Origin of the sequence: Streptomyces sp. NPDC047841 (assembly GCF_040704085.1) — a bacterium.
GTDB lineage: Bacteria > Actinomycetota > Actinomycetes > Streptomycetales > Streptomycetaceae > Streptomyces > Streptomyces argyrophylli.
Genome location: NZ_JBEYRP010000016.1, coordinates 180,781 through 200,684 on the forward strand (window position 1 = coordinate 180,781; position 19,904 = coordinate 200,684).

A 19,904-nucleotide genomic window follows, 5' to 3' on the forward strand; every position below is an offset into this window, starting at 1 on the left:
CGCACCCGGACGCCTGTTCCTGACGGACCGCGGCCGGGACCGGTGCCGGGCTGACTACGATGGCGTGGACGCGCCGCTGGGCCGCGCACGAAGACGACGACCGCACACGAAGACGACCGCACACGGAGACGGGTGAGGAACCTCCCCATGACCGACGCCAAGGACGAACGCCGGCCGGCCGGCGAGCTCGAAGCGAGCGTCCTGGCCGCGCTCTGGGCCGCCGGCGCACCCCAGACCCCCGGCGAGGTCCAGTCCAGCCTGGGCGCGGACCTCGCCCGTACGACGGTGACGACGATCCTCACCCGCCTGCACGACAAGGGCGTCGTCCACCGGCGGCGCCAGGGCCGCGGGTACGCCTACTTCCCCGCCCAGGACGTCCAGGACGCCCACGGCCTCACCGCCCGCCGGATGCACAGCGAACTGGACCGGGACAGCGACCGCGAGACGGTCCTCGCCCGCTTCGTCGCCCAGCTGAGCCCGGACGACGAACGCGTCCTGCGCGACCTGCTCGAATCCGACGGCCGATGACCGCCCTCCTGCTGCTCCTGCTGCCGCTGCTGCTGCCGTGCGCCCTGCCGCCCCTGGCCCGCAGGGCCCTGGACCGGCTGGCCCCGGCCGCCGCGCTGTGGTCCGTCACGGGCTGCGCGGTGCTCCTCGCCGGCTGTTCGACGCTGGCACTCGGCATGTCCGTCCTGACCGGGCTGCTGAAACTGCCGCTCTTCGCCGCGCTCGGCGAACTGGTCCATCCGCTGCGCACCGCCTCCGACGCCTTCGTCGTCCCGGCCGCCATCGCCTCCGCCGGCGCGCTGGCCGGGTGCGGCTGGAGCCTCGTCCGCGCGGCGCTGGACCAGGCCCGTGCCTTCCGGGCGGCCCGGGCGGAGGCCGCGTGCGGAGCCGTCGCCGGTGACCTGTGCGTGATCGACTCGTCGCGCCCCGACGCGTACGCCCTGCCGGGCCGGCCGCACCGGGTCGTCGTCACCACGGCGATGCTGCGCAGCCTGGACGGTCCCGAGCGGGAGGCGCTGCTCGCCCACGAGCGGGCGCACACCGCGGGCGGCCACCACTACGCCCTCGCCGCCGCCGAACTCGCGGCGCACTGCCACCCGGCGCTGCGCCCGGTCCGCGCGACGATCCGGCTGGCCGCCGAGCGCGCCGCCGACGAGGCCGCCGCCGTCTCGGTCGGCGACCGGCGCCTGACCGCCCGCGCCATCGCCCGCGCCGCCCTCGCCGGGCAGGCCGCCCGGTCCGCACGCCCCGGCATCGCCCCCGGCGCGGCCACGGGTCCCGTCCCCCAACGCGTCCAGGCCCTGCTGACCGCCCCGAGCGCCCGCACCGCCCGCGCGGTCTCCGCACTCCTCATCGCCTGCACCGCCCTGTCCTGCGTGGCCTCGGCCACCGCGACGGCCGACGTCCACCACCGCGTGGAGGTCGCGCAGGGCGAGGAGAGCCCCTGACGCGACGCCCGCGTGGCGGTCCGCGGTCCGCTGCCCGGCCACCCCGTCGCAACGCGCGTAGACCGAGACTGGCGCCGCATAAGTTTTACGTATAACCTCACCGGCTAACCACCCCCACCGGAAGGTCGCCATGCGTCGCGTCGCCCTTGTCACCCTCGTCGTGCACGACTACGACGAGGCCGTCCGCTTCTACACCGAAGCCCTCGGGTTCCGGCTCGTGGAGGACGCCCCGCGTCCCGACGGCTCGCGCTGGGTCGTCGTGGAGCCGGGGGGCGACGGACCCGGACTGGTGCTGGCCCGGGCGAAGGACGACGCGCAGCGGTCCCGCGTCGGCGACCAGACCGGCGGGCGCGTCGGCTTCTTCCTGCACACCGACGACTTCGCCCGCGACCACGCCCGGATGACCGCCGCCGGCGTGACCTTCCTGGAGGAGCCGCGCCACGAGCCGTACGGCACGGTCGCCGTCTTCCAGGACCTGTACGGCAACCGCTGGGACCTGCTCCAGCCCGCCGGCCACTGACCCACCACCGCACCGCCTGCCCCAGGACCCGAGGAAACGAAACGCCCATGACCGCGTCCCGCATCGACACCGAGACCCTCCGCCGGCTCCCCAAGGCCGTCCTGCACGACCACCTCGACGGCGGCCTGCGCCCCGCCACCGTCGTCGAGCTCGCGGCCGCGGTCGGCCACACACTGCCCACCACCGACCCGGACGAGCTGGCCGCCTGGTACGTCGAGGCCGCCAACTCCGGTGACCTGGTCCGCTACATAGCCACCTTCGAGCACACGCTCGCCGTCATGCAGACCCGCGAGGGCCTGCTGCGCACGGCCGAGGAGTACGTCCTCGACCTCGCCGCCGACGGCGTCGTCTACGCCGAGGTCCGCTACGCCCCCGAACTGAACACGAGCGGCGGGCTCGCCCTGCGCGAGGTCGTGGAGACCGTACAGGAAGGTCTCGCCGCCGGGATGGCCAAGGCGGCCGCCGCCGGCACCCCCGTCCGCGTCGGCACCCTGCTGTGCGGCATGCGCATGTTCGACCGGGTCCGCGAGGCCGCCGACCTGGCCGTCGCCTACCGCGACGCGGGCGTCGTCGGCTTCGACATCGCCGGTGCCGAGGACGGCTTCCCGCCCGCCGACCACCTCGACGCCTTCGAGCACCTGCGCCGTGAGAACGTCCCGTTCACCATCCACGCCGGCGAGGCGTACGGTCTGCCCAGCATCCACCAGGCCGTCCAGGTCTGCGGCGCCCAGCGCATCGGCCACGGCGTCCGCATCACCGAGGACATCCCCGACCTCGCGGGCGGCAAGCTCGGCCGTCTCGCCTCCTGGGTGCGCGACCGCCGCATCGCCCTGGAGATGTGCCCGACCTCCAACCTCCAGACGGGCTGCGCGACCTCGATCGCCGAGCACCCGATCACGGCCCTGAAGGACCTCGGCTTCCGGGTCACCCTCAACACCGACAACCGTCTGGTCTCGGGGACGACGATGACCCGGGAGATGTCCTTGCTGGTCGAGGAGGCCGGCTGGACGGCCGAGGACCTGCGCACGGTCACGGTGAACGCCCTCAAGAGCGCCTTCATCCCGTTCGACGAGCGCAACGCCCTCATCGAGGACGTGGTCCTGCCGGGTTACGCGTCCGCGCTCTAGAGGAGCCCCCTGAGGTAGGCGGCCTGTCCGACGTGCTGGAGGTCGTCGGACAGGACGCTCACCAGGCGCACCCCCAGCGTCACCGGGGGGTCCCAGCGCTCGTCCACGACGCGTTCCAGGTCCTTGGCGGCCAGCCCGCGCAGGCAGCCGAGGGTCTGTTCGTGGACGGCGTCGTAGTACCCGGTCAGCAGGTCCGCCGACTCCACCCGTACCTTCGCGACCTTGGCGGGGGTGTGCGCGTACCCGGTGTCGTGTCGTGGCAGGTCCAGGCCGAAACGCTTCTCCCAGCCCTGCGCGAGCCACACCTGGTCCAGGTCGAAGGCGTCGGCGATGTGGTCGTCCTGCACCCGTGTGAGGTGCCAGACCAGCCAGGCGACGGAGTTGGCGCCGGCGGCCGGGCGGTGGTGCAGCTCCTGTGGGCCGAGGCCGTCGAGGGCGGCATGGACTTCTTCCCGGATGCGGCCGTAGCCGTCGATGAGGATGTCCTTCGCATGCATACCGTCCACCATCGCAAATCAACGGCGCGCACGCGCCCGGAACCCGGCTTCCGCTCAGGCCCGCGCCGCTTCCGCCGGGAGACGGCGCCGAGCCGGCCCCCGTGCGTGGCTCCCGGCCGCCGTCACCGCTCCTCGTCGGCGGGCGCGGACAGGACCCCCGTCTCGAGCAGGGTGACCAGCGCCCGCGCGGCCGGGCTCGTGGCCCGTTCCGGCGGCAGCAGGGCGACCGTCTCGTACTCCGGCTCGCCCGCGCCCTTCACCGGCAGCGCCGTGAGCGCCGGCCGCTTGTGCCGGAAGTGCCGGGGTACGACGGCGATCCCCAGGTTCTCGTCCACCAGGTCCAGCAGGCTGTGCACGTCGTTGACCTCCAGTGCGACCGTGCGCCGGACGCCGGCCGCGGCGAACGCGGCGTCGGTGGTGCGGCGCGGACCCCAGTCCGGGTGGAAGTCGACGAAGACCTCACCGGCGAGATCCTCCGCGCCGAGCACGGCGGGGGCGGAGGCGAGGCGGTGGCTCGGGTGGCACAGCACCGTCATGGGCTCGCTGGTCAGCGACACCGAGCGCAGCTGGTCGGTGTCGGCCTGGGTGCGGTAGGCGAAGGCCAGGTCGAGCCGCCCGGCCGCGACCTCCTCGGCCAGCGCGCCGGAGCCGGCCTGCCGCAGCCGGATCTCCACGTCGGGGTGCCGGCCCCGGAAGGCCGCCAGCAGCCGGGCCACGTGCACACCGGCGATGCACTGCTCGGTGCCGAGGGCCAGCGTGCCCCGCAGCACACCCTGTACCGCGGCCACCGCCTCGTGCGCGGAGCGCACCTGTGCCAGGATGCGTTCGGCCTCTCCCAGCAGCGCGCGCCCGGCCTCGGTGAGCGTCACCCGGCGGGTGGTCCGTACGAACAGCGGCGCCCGCAGCTCCCGCTCCAGCGCCCGGATGGACGCCGACAGGCCCGACTGGGACACCATCAGGCGTTCCGCGGCCCGGGTGAAGTGCTGGTCCTCGGCGACCGCGACGAAGTGCTGGAGATGGCGCAGTTCCATGATTGAGAAGCCTATCCGCTGAATTCCATCGGATTCTTCTGTTGGACCGCTGCCCGCCGTCCGGGGAAGAGTGGCACCGGTAGATCGTGTGCCAACCCCTCTGGAGTCGCGTTGTACACCGCACACCCCGACCGCTACGCCGACATGCCCTACCGGCGCACCGGACGCAGCGGCCTGAAGCTCCCCGCCCTGTCGCTCGGCCTGTGGCACAACTTCGGGCCCGACCGGCCCGTGGAGACCCAGCGGGCCATCCTCCGCCGCGCCTTCGACCTCGGCGTCACCCACTTCGACCTCGCCAACAACTACGGCCCGCCGCCCGGCGCCGCCGAGTCCGCCTTCGGCGAGGCGCTCAAGGCGGACTTCGCCGGTTACCGCGACGAACTGGTGATCTCCACCAAGGCCGGTTACCTGATGTGGCCCGGCCCGTACGGTGAGTGGGGCTCGCGCAAGTACGTGCTGTCCTCGCTGGACCAGAGCCTGAAGCGGATGGGCCTGGACTACGTCGACGTCTTCTACTCGCACCGCTTCGACCCGGACACTCCCCTGGAGGAGACGATGGGCGCCCTGCACACGGCGGTGCAGCAGGGCAAGGCCCTCTACGTCGGCGTCTCCAACTACTCCGCCGAGCAGACCCGCGAGGCCGCCCGCATCCTCGGCGAGCTGGGCACCCCGCTCCTCATCCACCAGCCGCGCTACTCGATGCTCGACCGCCGCCCCGAGGACGAGGGCCTGCTCGACGCCCTCGACGAGCTCCAGGTCGGCTCCATCGTGTACTCCCCGCTGGAGCAGGGCCTGCTCACGGGCCGCTACCTGGACGGCATCCCCGAGGACTCCCGGGCCGCGAGCGACAGCCCGTTCCTGAACTCGGACGCGGTCACGGAGGACCTGGTCGCCCGGCTGCGGGCGCTGGACGAGATCGCCAAGTCCCGCGGCCAGACCCTGGCGCAGCTCGCCCTCGCCTGGGTGCTGCGCGGCGGCCGGGTGACGTCCGCCCTGGTCGGCGCGAGCAGCCCGCGGCAGATCGAGGACAGCGTCGCGGCCATCGGCAACCTCGACTTCGACGCCGAGGAGCTGACGCGGATCGACGCGATCGTCCGGCCGTAGCGCCGTAGCGCCCGACGGTACGGGGAGCGGCCGCGACGAACCGCGGCCGCTCCCCTCGTCGTACCGTCACCCCCTCGCCTCTCCGGAGGCGGCGCGGGCCCGGTCAGGCGCCCGCCGGAACCCGGTCCAGGAACCCCAGCACCTGCCGGATGCGGCCCTCGCCGTCCAGCGTGACCACGTCGAACCCGGCCACCGGCGCCGAGCCGTCCTGCTCGTTCACCAGCTCCCACCCGAAGCGCGCGGTGTCGTGGTGGCCGTCGACCGCGCCGAGCGGACGGAACACGAAGCCGGGGAACTGCTCGTGGGCCGCCGCGATCACAGCCGCGATCTGCTCGTGCCCGCGAACCTCCACGAGCGGGTCGGTGTAGCCGCCGTCCTCGGTCCACGCGGCGGCGACGGCCTTCTCGATGTCCTCGCGCCGGGTGGCGTTCCAGGCCTCGAAGTAACGGGCGGCGGCGTTCTCGTGACGGTCGGTGTGCGTGGTCATGGCGAAGCTCCTCCATCGAGGTCGTCCGTGCTGGTCAGTCCCGGATGCGGGGTCCGCCGATCCGGTGTGACCACCATGCGGGAGGAGCGGGTGCCGGGTCGATTACCTCCGGGGTCATGGCCGGGGCGCGGGACGGCCCGTCGCATTCCGGCCAGAACGGGCGCTGAATATGCCAGCAGACTGGCCGGAAAGACATGGTGACAGTGGTTCAGTAGTGAACATACTCGACTGTGAGGACTTCACTTCCAGCGAGGTCCCGATCACGCACCGCACACGGCCGTACCGCAGGCGAGCCGCACCGAAAGCGAGGCCAGCCGCCAGGCGAACGACGCGACGGGGAGTGCGCATGCACGACGAGTTCCTGTGCCATGTCACCGCGTACGGCACATGCGGCGGGCAGCGCATCGGAGTGCCCCTGGGCACCTACCGGGCGCCCACCCTGGCCCTCGCCCTGTGGTGGCTGCGCGACCGCGCCAACTGGATCGCCGACCGGCTCGACCCGCGGCCCGAGGCCGGGCACTTCCCGCCGAGGGCGCTCGTGCCGGTCGCGGACACCGTGCCCGACGTGCCGGCCGTCCTGCGCGCGTGGTGCGGCGACCCGGCCCAGCAGGAGCTGGTCGCCGACGAGCTGGCCGCGGGGAGGCTGGTGCGGGTCGCGACAGGCGACGACACGACCGAGTACGAGCTGCTCGCGGAGTCCGTCGACGCCCTGCGCATGCAGCGGACCGTCCCGGCCCTCGTGGTACCCGTCGCCTGACCGCTTGCCGGACCGGTCGCCCCCCGCCGGGCCGTGAGCCGTCGTCCCGGCCCCTCCCGGCCCCTCCTGGTTTCGCGTGAGAGGCGTGCGCCGTGACCCTCGCCACTGTGCGCGGTGGGCGAACGCATCAGGTGGACTGGCGGGCCGGGCCCGGGGTACGAGGACTGGTGCAACAGCGACCGGACCGGACCGGGTTTTCGAGAGAGACAGCATGATCAAGCACCTGGGCGGGGCAGTGATACCGACTGGTTTCGACGTACCCGTGGAGCCGCTGCGGCGCGCGGCACACTACACCGGCGAACCCGGATGCATCGCCGAGGCCCGTGCCTTCGCGTCCCAGTTCCTTCAGCAGCTGCGCACCGAATGGTGCGCCACCGCCGACGGCCGGGCCGACGGCGAGCTGCTGCTCATGGTGAGCGAACTGGTCACCAACGCCGACCAGCACAGCAACGGCCCGTACATCCTGGAACTGGAGGGCACGGACGCTTCGGTCGCGGTGTCCGTGTACGACAGCAGCACCGCTCTGCCCCGCCGTTACCCGAAGGACCCCCAGCGCGTCGGACGGCACGGGCTGGAGATCGTGCACGCCCTGGCCTCGGAGGTCACCGTCGAGCGGGTGCCTGTGGGCAAACGCGTGCGGGCCGTCTTCCCGCTCCGGCGCGAGGGCGAAGGACGGCCCCCGACCGGCTGAACCGGGTCGTGGACGACGCAACGGCAAAACCGAGAAGCAGGGCCGGCGCCTGGGCGCCGGCCCTTTCCCGGGTGTCAGGCGCAGCCGAGTTCGCCCAGCATCCCCTGCCGCAGCCGGGTGATGATCCGCTTGATCAGCCGGGACACGTGCATCTGGGAGCAGCCCAGCCGCTCCCCGATCTCGGCCTGGGTGGCCTCCTCCACGAACCGCATGTGGATGATCTGCCGGTCCCGGTCGCTCAGCTCCGCCATGAGCGGGGCGAGCGCGTGGAAGTCCTCGACGAGGCGCAGGCCCTCCTCCTCCACACCGATGAAGTCGGCGAGCACGGCCTCGCCGTCCTCGGGGCCGTCGCCGGTGAGCGCGGCGTCCAGGGAGGCGGAGTTGTAGCCGTTGGAGGCCAGCTGGGCCTCGACCACCTCTTTCTCGGAGAGGTTCATCAAGGTGGCCAGCTCGGCGACGGTCGGGTCCCGGTCCAGCCGGCTCGACAGCTCCTCCCTGGCCTTGGCCAGCTCCACCCGCAGCTCCTGGAGGCGGCGCGGCACATGGACGGCCCAGGTGGTGTCCCGGAAGAACCGCTTGATCTCGCCGACGATGTACGGCAGCGCGAAGGAGGTGAACTCGACCTCGCGTGCCAGCTCGAACCGGTCGATGGCCTTGATCAGACCGACCATGCCGGTCTGGACGATGTCCTCCATGTCGTCGCCGCGGCCGCGGAACCGTCCGGCCGCGAACCGCACCAGCGACATGTTCATCTCGATGAGGGTGTTGCGCGCGTACTGGTACTCGCGCGTCCCCTCCTCCAGCTCGGTCAGCCGGCGGAAGAACTGGCGGGAGAGCTCCCGTGCGTCCCGCGGGGCGACGGACGCGGGGTCCGCGATGCCAGGCAGTGCTCCTTCGCCCGTCCTGTCCTGCTCGGTCTCTTCGACGACCTCTGCTTGCGACCGGATCCCGGCGGCGGTTGTCATTGCCTCTCCCACGAAAGTCACGGTTCGACGTCTACCCGTACGGCAGCCGGTCGGCCCCCGGTCACAGGTCACGTCCCCGCGGGTACCCGATGTACGGCGGGTCATTCCTCCCGCGGAGCCGCTCACGGCGCGAGTACCCCCGGTGACGGCACGCATGCGTGCGCCGCCCGCAAGTGGCGCGAAACAGCCGCTGCGCGCCGGGTTTCCCTGAGGGCGGAACGCCGCGCGCCCTTGTCCCTCACCGTACCGCTCCTAGGCTGACGGGATGAGCAACCCGCTGAGCGAGGAAGCCCGAGTGATCCCCCTGCGGCCGGCGCCCGGCCGCCCGGACGTGCCGGACGGCGCACCCGCGCCCCCGGAGCCGCTGTGGCGGGATCTGGTCGGCGTGGTGCTGCGCCGGGAGCGGCAGGCACAGGAGCGCACGCTCAAGGACGTGGCCGACGCGGCCCGGATCTCGCTGCCCTACCTGTCGGAGGTCGAGCGGGGCCGCAAGGAGGCGTCGTCCGAGGTGCTGGCCGCCGCGGCCCACGCGCTCGGCCTGGGCCTCGGCGACCTGCTGGCGCTGGCGCACGGCGAGCTGACCCGGCGCACGGCCGGGCGGCGCCGGCCCGCCGCCGTACCGCAGCGGCCCGCCACCGCGCCGGACCGGACGTACCGGGGGCTCTGCCTGGCTGCCTGACCGGGTGCCGCGGGGGGCCCGGCCGCCCGCCCGCGGCCGGGCTTCCTTCCGGCGGTCGCGGGGCGGACCGATGAGTTTCGCGCGGGGGAGCGGTCTTCCTGTGTACGACGGCGTTCCACGCCCGGTTCCACCCCCTCGTTCACGCCCCCAGGAGGCGCTCATGACCACCGGCGGATTCACCACGTGTCTCTGGTTCGACGGCCAGGCGGAAGAGGCCGCGCACCACTACGTGTCCGTCTTCAAGGACGCCGCCCTCGGGCGCGTCGTCCGCTGGCCCGAGGGCGGCCCCGGACCGGCCGGCTCGGTGCTGACCGCGGAGTTCACGGCCAACGGCCAGCGGTTCGTCGCGCTCAACGGCGGCCCCGAGTTCGCCTTCAACGAGGCGGTCTCCTTCCAGGTCCTCTGCTCCGACCAGCAGGAGATCGACCACTACTGGACGAAGCTCACCGAGGGCGGCGGCGAGGGGGGACCCTGCGGCTGGCTCAAGGACAAGTACGGCCTGTCCTGGCAGGTCGTCTACGCCCGGCTGCTCGACATGGTCGCCGACCCCGACCCGGAGAAGGCCGCGCGCGCCACCAGGGCCATGATGGGCATGGGCAAGCTGGACGTCGCCGCGCTGGAGAAGGCGTACGCCGGCGAGTAGCGGGAGTCCGGCCGGCCGCCGTCACCGTCGCCCGGCCTCGGCGAGGATCTCGGCGATCACATGCCGGGAGTTCTCCGCCAGGGCCGGGTTGGTGTGCCAGTAGTACGGCAGCTGGATCAGCGAGACGGACAGCGCCCACCCACGCCCGCGCGCCCACTCCGCGTCGTCGGCGCCGACGGCCTCGCGGAAGGTGTCCCGGGCGGAGGCGGGCAGCAGGTTCCAGGCCACGATCAGGTCCACGGCCGGGTCGCCGACGCCGGCACAGCCGAAGTCGATGACCGCGCTCAGCCCGTCCCCGTCGACCAGCACGTTTCCCGGGGAGAGATCCCCGTGCGCCCAGGCCGGCGGGCCCGGGTGGGCCGGGGCCCGCAGCGCCTCCTCCCACCGGGCCGCCACGGCCGCCGTGTCGATCCGGTCGGTGAGCCCGCCGAGCCGCGCCAGCGCGGCCCGGGTCGGCTCGTCGCGGGAGGCGAGCGGCACACCCCGGGAGGCGGCCGGCCCGCCCCGCGGGTCGATCCGGCGCAGCGCCGCCACGAACGCCCCGAGCCGCCCGGCCAGGCGCTCCGGCTCCGCGACGGCGCCGGCGACCGGGTTCCGCCCGTCCAGCCAGCGGTACACCGACCAGGGCCACGGGAACTCCTCGTCGGGCGCGCCGAGCCCGGCCGGCTCCGGCGTGGGCACCGGCAGCAGCGGGCCGAGACGGGGCAGCCAGCGCTGCTCGTGCATCACGTCGGCGACGGCGCCGGGATGCCGGGGCAGCCGTACCACCAGGCCGCCGCCCAGGCGGAACATGGCGTTCTCCGTGCCGGAGGAGTCCAGGCGCCGTACGGGCAGCGCCGCCCACTCGGGAAACTGCCGGGCGACCAGCCGGCCGACCAGCGGCGGGTCGACACCGACCTCGCCCTCACGCATCGTGACCGTGTTCACCGGACTCATCACAGCGGGAAGCGGGCCCCGCTGTCGACCGGATTGCGGCTCCCGGCTCGGCGCGCGGGCCGGACCCCCGGTGGCTAGCGTGAACAAACGGGACAGACCACGTCAGGAGGGCCGCCAGCATGGCCGTGCAACCCGAGGGAACGCCCTGTTGGGCCGATGCGATGTTCAGTGACGTCGAGGGAGCCAAGCGGTTCTACGGCGACGTCCTCGGCTGGACCTTCGGCGAGTCGTCGTCGGAGTACGGCAACTACACCCAGGCCTACGTGGACGGCAAGGCAGTGGCGGCGGTCGTCCCGCCCATGCCCGGCCAGGAGGGCCAGTCGCAGTGGTGCCTGTACTTCGCCTCGCCGGACGCCGCGGCCACCGCGGAACGCATCCGGGAGAACGGCGGCGAGGTGCTGATGGAGCCGATGCAGGTCGCCGACTTCGGCACGATGTGTCTGGCCCGGGAGCCCAGCGGGGCCGTGTTCGGCGTGTGGCAGGCGGGCACCCACGAGGGCTTCGAGGCGACGGCCACGCCCGGGGCGTACTGCTGGGCCGAGGTCTTCACCAGGGAGCCGGAACAGGCGGACGCCTTCCTCGCCGCCGTGTTCCCGTACCGCATGAAGGAGATCGAGGACGACGCGGTGGACTTCCGGATGTTCGACGTCGGCGAGGACACCGTCCTCGGCCGGATGCGGATGACCGACGACTTCCCGCCCGAGGTGCCGTCGTACATCAACGTCTACTTCACCGTCGACGACTGCGACGCGGCCGTCGACCGGGCCGTCAAGCTCGGCGGCATCCTGCGCTTCGGGCCGATGAGCAGCCCCTTCGGCCGGTTCGCCGCGCTCAGCGACCCGCAGGGCGCGAACCTGTCGGTGATCGACATCACCACCACCGAGGGCGAGATGCCGAAGGTCAGGGACGTCTGACCGGGCACGGAGGAGCGCCCCGCACGGCCATGGCATGATCGGGCACATGCGTGAACGTGTGGTGGCCGCGTGCGACGGGGCTTCGAAGGGAAACCCCGGACCGGCCGGATGGGCGTGGGTGGTCTCGGACGACGAGCGGACCCCCGCCCGCTGGGCGGCGGGCCCGCTCGGCCGGGCCACCAACAACGTCGCCGAACTGACGGCCCTGGAGCAGCTGCTCGCCGCCGTCGACCCGGACGTGCCGCTGGAGATCCGGATGGACTCCCAGTACGCCATGAAGGCCGTCACCACCTGGCTGCCCGGCTGGAAGCGCAACGGCTGGAAGACCGCCGCCGGCAAGCCCGTCGCCAACCAGGACCTGGTGGTCCGCATCGACGAACTGCTCGGCGGCCGGTCCGTCGAGTTCCGCTACGTCCCCGCCCACCAGGCCGACGGCGACCCGCTGAACGACTTCGCCGACCGCGCCGCCAGCCAGGCGGCCTCCGTGCAGGAAGCGGCCGGCAGCGCGCTCGGCTCCCCGGAACCCCCGCCGTCGCCCGACACCCCGGCGGGGGCCGGTGCGGCGCGCGGGAAGGCGCCCCGCCGCGCCGGCGGCACCGTGTCCGCACGCACCGGCGGCGGTGCGCCGGGCCGCACCATCAAGGCGAAGTTCCCCGGCCGGTGCCTGTGCGGACGGTCCTACGCGGCCGGCGAGAAGATCGCCAAGAACGCGCAGGGCTGGGGCCACCCGGAGTGCCGTGCCGCCGAGGCCTGATCAGGCGTCGTCGAACGTGTAGTACCTGGTGTGGTCCAGCAGGTCCGCCGGGCGCACCGTGTTCCACGGCTTCATGGTGTCGTCCAGGTCCACCACGTCCGGCGTGCCGCCCGCCGGCACGTAGGCGGCACCGGGGTGGCGCCGCTGCCACCGCGACCACAGCTTGTCGACGTAGGCGTGGTGCAGCCAGAACACCGGGTCGTTGGGGGAGACCCCGGTGGCCATCTGACCGCCGACCCAGACGTGGACGCGGTTGTGCAGGTTGACCCCGCGCCAGCCCTCCAGGTGGTTGCGGAAGCCGTCCGAGGCGCTGTTGTACGGCGCCATGTCGTACGTCGCGATGGACAGCACCGACTCCACCTCGGCGGGCGTCGGCAGCTCGCGCACGCCCGTGCCGAGCGAACGGCGCAGGAACGTGCGGCCGTCGACCCGTACGGTGACCGGCCAGTTGCCCGTGGACGCGGCGAACGGTCCGTCCGTCACCCGGCCGTCGCCGCTGCGCCCGGTGCCGCCGAGGAAGTCCGGTGCCCACAGCGAGGCGCGCACGGTGCGGTCGGCGCTCCAGTCCCAGAAGGGCAGGGCGACCGAGGAGTCCACGGACTGCAGCGCCTGCTCGAAGTCGAGCAGGAACCTGCGGTGCCAGGGCAGGAAGGAGGGGGAGCGGTGGCCGGTCCGCTCGCCGCTGTCGGTGTCCGCCATGATGAACTCGTTGTGCGTGCGCACGAAGTCGTCGTAGCGCCCACTGCGTTTGAGTTCGAGGACGGCGGCGACGAATCGGCGCTTCTCGTCGGCGGTCAGGGTGGCCTGGTTCTTGCGTACGGTCATGGTGCGCGGTGCTCCGGAAGTCCTCGGCGGGGCGGTCAGTTGGCGGGGAGGGGCAGCAGCGGCGCGCCTTGCAGCTCGTCCACCGCGGCACGGGCCGCGGCGCGCGGGGTGGCCACCGGGGCGTAGTGGCTGACGACGCTGATCCAGCTGCCGTCGGCGTTCCGCATCACGTGCAGCCGCACGCCGTCGACGAACACGGCCGCCGCCGTGTTCGTGAGGGTGCCCGCCGCCGCTCGCCGGACCGCCCTGTATCCGGCGGCCCCTGTAGACCTCGTCGAAGGAGCCAGGGGTGGCGGGCGCGTGGCGGCCGGCGGCCGTCGCGGCGGGCGCGGCGAGGGCGGCGGCCGAGGCCGTCGCGGCGACGGCGGCCGCCGCGGTGAGCGCGCGGCGCCGGGTGATGTCGGGCATGCGGGGTCCTCCCGAGGAGTGGTCCGGTGGTGGCGACACATGCCTATCGGGAGATCGGCGAGTGGAAGAAACCGGTCGGAACCGGTTGGCTGTGATCCGGACAATCGGTGACATGTGGTACGGAGTTGAACCAGGACGATCTTGCCGTGCCGGCCGTCCGGTCCGCATCGGAACGGGGAATTCCTTGCCGGGCCGGCCGGCTTCCCGGCGATCCTTCCCGGCCGCCGCCCGCCCCGGTGGCGCGGCTCACTGCGCCAGACTGACGCGATCCGGCACGCCCGCGCCCTGCTACCCTCCGGTGCCGATCGACCACGTCCGGTGACTGTCAGGGGTGTGCGCGTGAAGGTCGTCTGTGTCGGAGGCGGGCCCGCCGGTCTGTACCTCGCCATCCTGCTCAAGCGGCAGGACCCCGCCCATGACGTCACCGTCCACGAACGCAACCCGCGGGGGTCCACCTACGGCTGGGGCGTGACGTACTGGCGCGGCCTGCTGGACAGGCTCCAGGCCCACGACCCCGCATCGGCGCGGGCGATCGAGGAGCACTCCGTCCGCTGGAGCGAGGGCGTCGCCCACGTGGGGGACCTGACGACCCGGCACCACGGCGACGAGGGCTTCGGCATCGGCCGGCACCGCCTGCTCGACCTGCTCGCCGCCCGGGCCCGCGCCCTGGGCGTCCGCCTGCAGTACGACAGCGAACCCACCGAGCCGCCCGCCGACGCCGACCTCGTCGTCGCGGCCGACGGCGTCCACAGCGCCCTGCGCACCCGCCGGGCCGCCCACTTCGGCACCCGGATCACCCCCGGCCGCAACCCCTACATCTGGCTCGGCACCAGCAAGGTCTTCGACGCCTTCACCTTCGCCTTCACCGAGACCGAGCACGGCTGGATCTGGGCCTACGGCTACGGCTACAGCGGCGAGCACAGCACCTGTGTCGTCGAGTGCTCCCCGCAGACCCTCACCGGCCTCGGACTGGACCGGGCCGACGAGGACCAGGGCATCGCCGTGCTGGAGAAGCTCTTCGCCGGTGTCCTGGACGGCCACCCCCTGACCGCGCGCCCCGGCGCCTCCTGGCTGACCTTCCGCACCGTGACCAACGAGACCTGGCACGACGGCAACCTGGTCCTGCTCGGCGACGCGGCCCACACCACCCACTACTCCATCGGTGCCGGCACCACCCTCGCTCTGGAGGACGCCATGTGCCTCGCCGGCGCCCTGGGCGCACACGCCGCCCTGCCCGACGCCCTCGCCGCCTACCAGCGCCGGCGCCAGGCCGAACTGCTGTCCGTGCAGAGCGCGGCCCGCCACAGCGCCCAGTGGTACGAGCACCTGCCCCGCTACATCCACCTGCCCCCGCACCGGATGTTCGCCCTGCTCGGCCAGCGGCACTCGCCCCTGCTGCCGTACGTCCCGCCCCAGCTCTACTACGGCCTGGACAAGGCGGCCGGACAACTGGAGGCGCTGCGCCGGCTCAAGCGCTGGCTGGGCCCGCGCGCCGCCCGCGCCCTGCACGCCCGCGCCACGGCCCGCCGGAACTAGGTGTGCTGTCCGGGACAGCACGCCCAGGGCCTCTCGTCCGGATCACGCGCGTCCGAACGAAAGACCTCAGCCCCGTTCGGGTCAGGAGACATTGGTGAATGCCTATTCACTCGATAAGGTGAATGAGTATTCGCCCCGTCACCGTGCCGCCCGCAGGAGCGCCGATGGACCAGCCCGCCCCGATATCCCCGCCGCCCCGGCTGCGCGACCGGCTCACCATTCCGGTGCTGGCGTCCGGCGGCATCCTCATGGCGGTCATGCAGACCGTGGTCGTCCCGCTCCTGCCCGACCTGCCCCGGCTCACCGGCGCGTCGGCCGCCGCCGTCTCCTGGACGGTCACCGCGACCCTGCTCTCCGGCGCCGTCCTCACCCCCGTCCTCGGCCGGGCCGGCGACATGTACGGCAAGCGCCGGGTGCTCACCGCCGCGCTCGCCCTGATGACCGTCGGCTCCGTGATGTGCGCGCTCTCCTCCGACATCGGCGTCCTCATCGCCGCCCGCGCCCTCCAGGGCGCCGCCGCCTCCGTGGTCCCGCTGTCCATCAGCATCCTGCGCGACGAACTCCCGCCGGAACGCCGGGGCTCGGCGGTGGCGCTGATGAGCTCCACCGTCGGCATCGGCGCCGCGCTCGGCCTGCCGCTCGCCGCGCTGGTCGTGCAGTACGCCGACTGGCACACCATGTTCTGGCTGACCAGCGCCCTCGGCGCGGCGGGCGTCACGGCGACCTGGTGGGCGGTCAAGGAGTCGCCGGTGCGCGAACCCGGCCGGTTCGACGTCCCCGGCGCCCTCGGCCTCGCCGCCGGCCTGGTCTGCCTGCTGCTGGGCGTCTCCCAGGGCGGCACCTGGGGCTGGGGGAGCGCACGGGTCCTCGGACTGTTCCTCGCGGCGGCCGTCGTGCTCGCCCTGTGGTGCCTGCAGCAACTGCGCACCGCCCGGCCCCTGGTCGACCTGCGGCTGGTCGGCCGGCCGCGGGTGGGCCTGTCCCATGTGGCGGCCCTGCTGACCGGGTTCGCCTTCTACGCCAACTCCCTGGTCACCGCCCAGCTGGTGCAGGCGCCGAAGGCCAGCGGCTACGGCCTCGGCCTGTCCATCGTCGCCACCGGCCTCTGCCTGCTGCCCGGCGGCGTCACCATGCTGTTGTTCTCCCCGCTGTCGGCCCGCATCTCGGCCGCGCGCGGCCCCCGGATCACGCTCGCACTGGGCGCCGCCGTCATCGCCTGCGGGTACGCGCTGCGCATCGCCGACAGCCGCGACCTGTGGATGATCATCCTGGGCGCCACCGTGGTGGCGACCGGCACCACCCTCGCCTACTCCGCGCTGCCGACCCTCATCCTGCGCGCCGTGCCGGCCGCCCAGACCGCCTCCGCCAACGGCGTCAACGTCCTCATGCGGACCATCGGCCAGGCCGTCTCCAGCGCGGCCGTCGCCGCCGTCCTCGTCCACCACAGCAGCCCCCTCGGCGGCGTCCCCGTGCCCAGCCTCCACGGCTACGAGCTGGCCTTCGCCATGGCGGGCGCCGTCGCCCTCGCGGCCTGCGCGGCGGCCCTGTCCATCCCCGGCGACGGCCCCGCGCCCGGTGCCCGGCGGGCCCGCGGCGGCACCCGGGGCGCCCGCGACGAGGCGATGGAGGGAGCATGAGGACCATGACCACGCCGTCCGGTGAGGCGCCCGCACCCGCACGCCGGGACGCCGAGGCCACCAAGGCCGCCATCCTGAGAGCCGCCCGCCACCTCCTGGCCCGGCACGCGCACGCCGACATCACCCTCAAGGCCGTCGCCGAGCGCGCCGGGGTGAGCCCGCCGCTGATCCTGAAGTACTTCGGCAACAAGGACGCCCTGTTCGCCCGCGTGATGTCCTTCGACACCGACGCCGACGCCCTGCTGGACGCGCCGCTGGACGCACTCGGCCGGCACATGGTCCGGCACGTCGTGTCCAGTCAGCGCGAGCGGGGCGCCGACCCGCTGCTGCGCATCGTCTTCGCCCCGCTGCACGGCGACCACGGCGACGTCCTGCGCGCCAACTTCCGCGCCCAGGTCACCGAACGCCTCGCCGCCCGGCTCACCGGCGCCGACGCGGGCCTGCGCGCCGAACTCGCCGTCGCCGCCCTGGTCGGCCTCGGCGTGATGTACGGCATCGCCCGCGGCCCCCACCTGCGCGGGACCGACGCCGACGACCTCGCCGAGCGCTACGGGCCCGCCGTCCAGGCCCAGCTGACGCCCGGTGCCGGGCCGCGGGACCCGGCCGGAGCGTGCCCCCGGCGGTGACCTCGCCGGCCCGGTCCCGCAGGGCCGCGCGGCGGGGGCTCATCGCGTCCGGGAGCCCGGGGAGTTCCGCCGCGGCCGGCGCCGGGGCGGCCGCCGACGCGGGCCCGCCGGCCGGATGACAGACTGACGCCATGGACGAACGCGTAATCGGCAGGTCGGGTCAGTGGGCATCGGTGGTCGGGCTCGGCACATGGCAGCTGGGCGCCGACTGGGGCGAGGTGGACGACAAGGAGGCGCTGTCCGTCCTGGAGGCGGCGGCCGAGGCCGGGGTGACCTTCTTCGACACGGCCGACGTGTACGGGGACGGGCGCAGCGAGGCCACCATCTCCGCGTTCCTGCGCGGCCGGCCCGATCTGCACGTGCTGGTGGCCACCAAGATGGGCCGCCGGGTCGAACAGGTCCCGGAGAACTACGTCCTGGACAACTTCCGCGCCTGGAACGACCGCTCGCGCCGCAACCTCGGCGTCGACCGCATCGACCTGGTGCAGCTGCACTGCCCGCCCACCCCGGTCTACTCCTCGGACGCGGTGTTCGACGCCCTGGACACGTTGGTCGAGGAGGAGCGGATCGCCGCCTACGGCGTGAGCGTGGAGACCTGCGCCGAGGCGCTCACCGCCATCGCCCGGCCGAACGTGGCCAGCGTGCAGATCATCCTCAACCCGTTCCGGATGAAGCCCCTGTACGAGGTGCTGCCCGCCGCCCGCGCGGCCGGCGTCGGCATCATCGCGCGCGTGCCCCTCGCCTCCGGGCTGCTGTCCGGCAAGTACACGAAGGACACCGTGTTCGCGGCCGACGACCACCGCACCTACAACCGGCACGGCGAGGCCTTCGACCAGGGCGAGACCTTCTCCGGCGTCGACTACGCGACCGGCGTCGAGGCCGCCGCCGAGTTCGCCGCCCTCGCCCCGGAGGGGTACACCCCGGCCCAGCTGGCGCTGCGCTGGATCATCGAGCAGGACGGCGTGACCACGGTGATCCCGGGCGCCCGCAACCCCGGGCAGGCCCGCGCCAACGCCGCCGCGGCGAAGCTGCCGCCGCTGCCGGCGCAGACGTCGGCCGCGATCCGCGAGCTGTACGAACGCCGCATCAAGGACCAGGTCGAGCACCGCTGGTAGCCGCGGGCACGCGGACCGTTTGAAGGGACGACCGGGCGGTTACACGCAACCGCATGACGGAGGCGGCACGGCGCAGAGGACGCAATGAGACCGAGGAGGAGCGGGCCGACCGGATGTGGGGCGAGCTCATCCAGGAGGTCCGGGTGGCGCAGACGGGCGTACAGATCCTGTTCGGCTTCCTGCTGACGGTCGTCTTCCAGCCGAAGTACGGCAAGCTCGCCACCGTCGACCAGGTGATCTACATCGTGACCGTCGTCCTGGGCGCCTGCGCGACCGGCGCCCTCATCGGCCCGGTCTCCCTGCACCGCCTGGTCTCCGGCCGCCGGGTCAAGCCGCAGGCGGTACGGCTGGCGTCCCGGATGACCTTCGTCGGCCTGGTGCTGCTGCTCGCCACGATGACCTCGTCCCTGCTGCTGATCCTCCGGGTGGCCACCCACGACGGCTACGTTCCGTACCTCGTGGCGGCCGTCGTCGCCTGGTACCTGCTGTGCTGGTATGCCCTGCCGCTGTGGGCCCGCCGCCGCCACACGTCCCGGACGGACGAGAAGCCCTAGGACCGGCGGGCGACCAGGGCCCTCAGGTGCCGGTCGTGCGTCCTGCCGAGCAGCAGTACGGAGAGCACCGCCCCGATCAGGGCGCAGAACATGTCCCACTGGGTGTCCCACACATCGCCCTGCGTCGCGAGGAACGCGTCCGCGCCGTGCCCGCCGATCTCGGCCGCCAGCCACTCCAGCAGCTCGAAGCAGGCGCTGAACGCCAGGCAGGCGCATACGGTGAGCGGCGCCAGCCAGCGGCTGCCGCGCAACGGCGAGGTGCGGCTGAGCAGTTCGCGGACCAGCACGGCCGGGACGAAGCCCTGAACCAGGTGGCCGAACCGGTCGTACGGGTTGCGCTCCAGGCCGAAGGCGTCGCGCACCCAGTCGCCCGCCGGGACCTGCGCGTAGGTGTAGTGGCCGCCGACCGCGAGGACCAGCGCGTGCGCGGTCAGCAGCCCGCACAGCAGCCCGGTCAGGGGGAAGCGCCGCCAGAGCAGCACCACCAGGGGCAGCCCGGCCAGTGCCCACACCGTCTCCAGGAACCAGGTGGTGCGGTCGCGCGCGCCCCACGCCGACACGGCCAGCCCGACGGCCACCACGCCGGCGAAGAGGGCGGGCGGCACGCGGCGCGGCGCGCGGAGCGGGGCGGGGTGCACTGCGGT

General features: G+C 73.5%; 23 protein-coding genes and 1 pseudogene. 16 read left to right on the forward strand and 8 right to left on the reverse strand.

Annotated elements, in window-relative coordinates:
• The first annotated feature begins 147 nt into the window (after positions 1-147).
• The 4 genes from AB0947_RS27385 to AB0947_RS27400 all read left to right on the forward strand — a co-directional run bounded on the left by AB0947_RS27385 (position 148) and on the right by AB0947_RS27400 (position 3,101).
• A complete protein-coding gene (locus AB0947_RS27385) occupies positions 148-528 on the forward strand; it encodes a BlaI/MecI/CopY family transcriptional regulator (RefSeq protein WP_366752979.1) in 381 nt (126 codons plus the stop codon).
• A complete protein-coding gene (locus tag AB0947_RS27390) occupies positions 525-1,454 on the forward strand; it encodes a M48 family metalloprotease (protein ID WP_366752980.1) in 930 nt (309 codons plus the stop codon). The genes AB0947_RS27385 and AB0947_RS27390 overlap by 4 nt, the downstream gene beginning before the upstream one ends.
• Before the next feature lie 130 nt (positions 1,455-1,584).
• Positions 1,585-1,974, forward strand: a complete 390-nt coding sequence (locus AB0947_RS27395) for a VOC family protein (protein WP_366752981.1) — start codon at positions 1,585-1,587, stop codon at positions 1,972-1,974.
• Between the two features lie 47 nt (positions 1,975-2,021).
• Positions 2,022-3,101 (forward strand): adenosine deaminase, encoded by a 1,080-nt coding sequence (locus AB0947_RS27400; RefSeq protein ID WP_366752982.1) that lies wholly within the window; start codon positions 2,022-2,024, stop codon positions 3,099-3,101.
• Here the strand turns inward: AB0947_RS27400 and AB0947_RS27405 are convergent.
• Both AB0947_RS27405 and AB0947_RS27410 read right to left on the reverse strand, forming a co-directional pair.
• Complete coding sequence (locus AB0947_RS27405) at positions 3,098-3,598, reverse strand: DUF664 domain-containing protein (RefSeq protein ID WP_366752983.1); 501 nt, start codon at positions 3,596-3,598, stop codon at positions 3,098-3,100. The two genes, AB0947_RS27400 and AB0947_RS27405, sit on opposite strands and share 4 nt — an antisense overlap.
• A gap of 122 nt (positions 3,599-3,720) precedes the next feature.
• Positions 3,721-4,629 (reverse strand): LysR substrate-binding domain-containing protein, encoded by a 909-nt coding sequence (locus AB0947_RS27410; RefSeq protein ID WP_366752984.1) that lies wholly within the window; start codon positions 4,627-4,629, stop codon positions 3,721-3,723.
• Between the two features lie 111 nt (positions 4,630-4,740).
• On the opposite strand from AB0947_RS27410, the gene mgrA reads away from it, so the two are divergent.
• On the forward strand, positions 4,741-5,733 hold the full coding sequence (gene mgrA, locus AB0947_RS27415; protein WP_366752985.1) for an L-glyceraldehyde 3-phosphate reductase: 993 nt from the start codon (positions 4,741-4,743) through the stop codon (positions 5,731-5,733).
• Between the two features lie 103 nt (positions 5,734-5,836).
• Here the strand turns inward: mgrA and AB0947_RS27420 are convergent, their stop codons facing one another.
• Positions 5,837-6,220 (reverse strand): nuclear transport factor 2 family protein, encoded by a 384-nt coding sequence (locus AB0947_RS27420; RefSeq protein WP_366752986.1) that lies wholly within the window; start codon positions 6,218-6,220, stop codon positions 5,837-5,839.
• 346 nt (positions 6,221-6,566) lie between these two features.
• Between AB0947_RS27420 and AB0947_RS27425 the strand changes: the two genes are divergently transcribed.
• Positions 6,567-6,977, forward strand: a complete 411-nt coding sequence (locus AB0947_RS27425; protein WP_366752987.1) for a hypothetical protein — start codon at positions 6,567-6,569, stop codon at positions 6,975-6,977.
• A gap of 211 nt (positions 6,978-7,188) precedes the next feature.
• Positions 7,189-7,668, forward strand: a complete 480-nt coding sequence (locus AB0947_RS27430; RefSeq protein WP_366752988.1) for an ATP-binding protein — start codon at positions 7,189-7,191, stop codon at positions 7,666-7,668.
• 74 nt (positions 7,669-7,742) lie between these two features.
• Here AB0947_RS27430 and AB0947_RS27435 read toward each other — a convergent pair whose 3' ends face one another.
• Complete coding sequence (locus tag AB0947_RS27435; protein ID WP_366752989.1) at positions 7,743-8,633, reverse strand: RNA polymerase sigma factor SigF; 891 nt, start codon at positions 8,631-8,633, stop codon at positions 7,743-7,745.
• Between the two features lie 265 nt (positions 8,634-8,898).
• On the opposite strand from AB0947_RS27435, the gene AB0947_RS27440 reads away from it, so the two are divergent.
• A complete protein-coding gene (locus tag AB0947_RS27440) occupies positions 8,899-9,312 on the forward strand; it encodes a helix-turn-helix transcriptional regulator (protein ID WP_366752990.1) in 414 nt (137 codons plus the stop codon).
• A gap of 160 nt (positions 9,313-9,472) precedes the next feature.
• Entirely contained in the window at positions 9,473-9,955 is a 483-nt protein-coding gene (locus AB0947_RS27445) for a VOC family protein (protein WP_366752991.1), read from the forward strand.
• A gap of 21 nt (positions 9,956-9,976) precedes the next feature.
• Here AB0947_RS27445 and AB0947_RS27450 read toward each other — a convergent pair whose 3' ends face one another.
• Positions 9,977-10,891 (reverse strand): aminoglycoside phosphotransferase family protein, encoded by a 915-nt coding sequence (locus AB0947_RS27450; protein ID WP_366752992.1) that lies wholly within the window; start codon positions 10,889-10,891, stop codon positions 9,977-9,979.
• A gap of 119 nt (positions 10,892-11,010) precedes the next feature.
• Between AB0947_RS27450 and AB0947_RS27455 the strand changes: the two genes are divergently transcribed.
• Positions 11,011-11,805, forward strand: a complete 795-nt coding sequence (locus tag AB0947_RS27455; RefSeq protein ID WP_366752993.1) for a VOC family protein — start codon at positions 11,011-11,013, stop codon at positions 11,803-11,805.
• 34 nt (positions 11,806-11,839) lie between these two features.
• The gene (locus AB0947_RS27460) at positions 11,840-12,559 is read left to right on the forward strand and encodes a ribonuclease H (protein ID WP_366752994.1); all 720 of its coding nucleotides are present in this window, start codon (positions 11,840-11,842) and stop codon (positions 12,557-12,559) included.
• Here AB0947_RS27460 and AB0947_RS27465 read toward each other — a convergent pair whose 3' ends face one another.
• Complete coding sequence (locus tag AB0947_RS27465) at positions 12,560-13,384, reverse strand: tyrosinase family protein (RefSeq protein WP_366752995.1); 825 nt, start codon at positions 13,382-13,384, stop codon at positions 12,560-12,562. It lies immediately after the preceding gene.
• A gap of 35 nt (positions 13,385-13,419) precedes the next feature.
• Positions 13,420-13,792 (reverse strand): annotated as a pseudogene (locus tag AB0947_RS27470) (tyrosinase cofactor).
• 333 nt (positions 13,793-14,125) lie between these two features.
• Between AB0947_RS27470 and AB0947_RS27475 the strand changes: the two are divergent.
• The 5 genes from AB0947_RS27475 to AB0947_RS27495 all read left to right on the forward strand — a co-directional run bounded on the left by AB0947_RS27475 (position 14,126) and on the right by AB0947_RS27495 (position 19,260).
• Positions 14,126-15,328 carry an FAD-dependent monooxygenase gene (locus AB0947_RS27475; RefSeq protein ID WP_366752996.1) on the forward strand — a complete coding sequence of 401 codons (1,203 nt, stop codon included), beginning with the start codon at positions 14,126-14,128 and terminating at the stop codon, positions 15,326-15,328.
• 164 nt (positions 15,329-15,492) lie between these two features.
• Positions 15,493-16,965: an MDR family MFS transporter gene (locus AB0947_RS27480; protein ID WP_366752997.1), complete on the forward strand. Its 1,473-nt coding sequence runs from the start codon at positions 15,493-15,495 to the stop codon at positions 16,963-16,965.
• Positions 16,962-17,591: a TetR family transcriptional regulator gene (locus tag AB0947_RS27485; protein WP_366752998.1), complete on the forward strand. Its 630-nt coding sequence runs from the start codon at positions 16,962-16,964 to the stop codon at positions 17,589-17,591. Before AB0947_RS27480 ends, AB0947_RS27485 begins: the two co-directional genes overlap by 4 nt.
• Before the next feature lie 131 nt (positions 17,592-17,722).
• Positions 17,723-18,706 carry an aldo/keto reductase gene (locus AB0947_RS27490; protein ID WP_366752999.1) on the forward strand — a complete coding sequence of 328 codons (984 nt, stop codon included), beginning with the start codon at positions 17,723-17,725 and terminating at the stop codon, positions 18,704-18,706.
• Positions 18,707-18,759: 53 nt separating this feature from the next.
• Complete coding sequence (locus AB0947_RS27495) at positions 18,760-19,260, forward strand: DUF6328 family protein (RefSeq protein WP_366753000.1); 501 nt, start codon at positions 18,760-18,762, stop codon at positions 19,258-19,260.
• On the opposite strand, the gene AB0947_RS27500 is transcribed toward AB0947_RS27495, so the two are convergent.
• Positions 19,257-19,865: a DUF2238 domain-containing protein gene (locus AB0947_RS27500; protein ID WP_366753052.1), complete on the reverse strand. Its 609-nt coding sequence runs from the start codon at positions 19,863-19,865 to the stop codon at positions 19,257-19,259. The two genes, AB0947_RS27495 and AB0947_RS27500, sit on opposite strands and share 4 nt — an antisense overlap.
• Positions 19,866-19,904 lie beyond the last annotated feature (39 nt).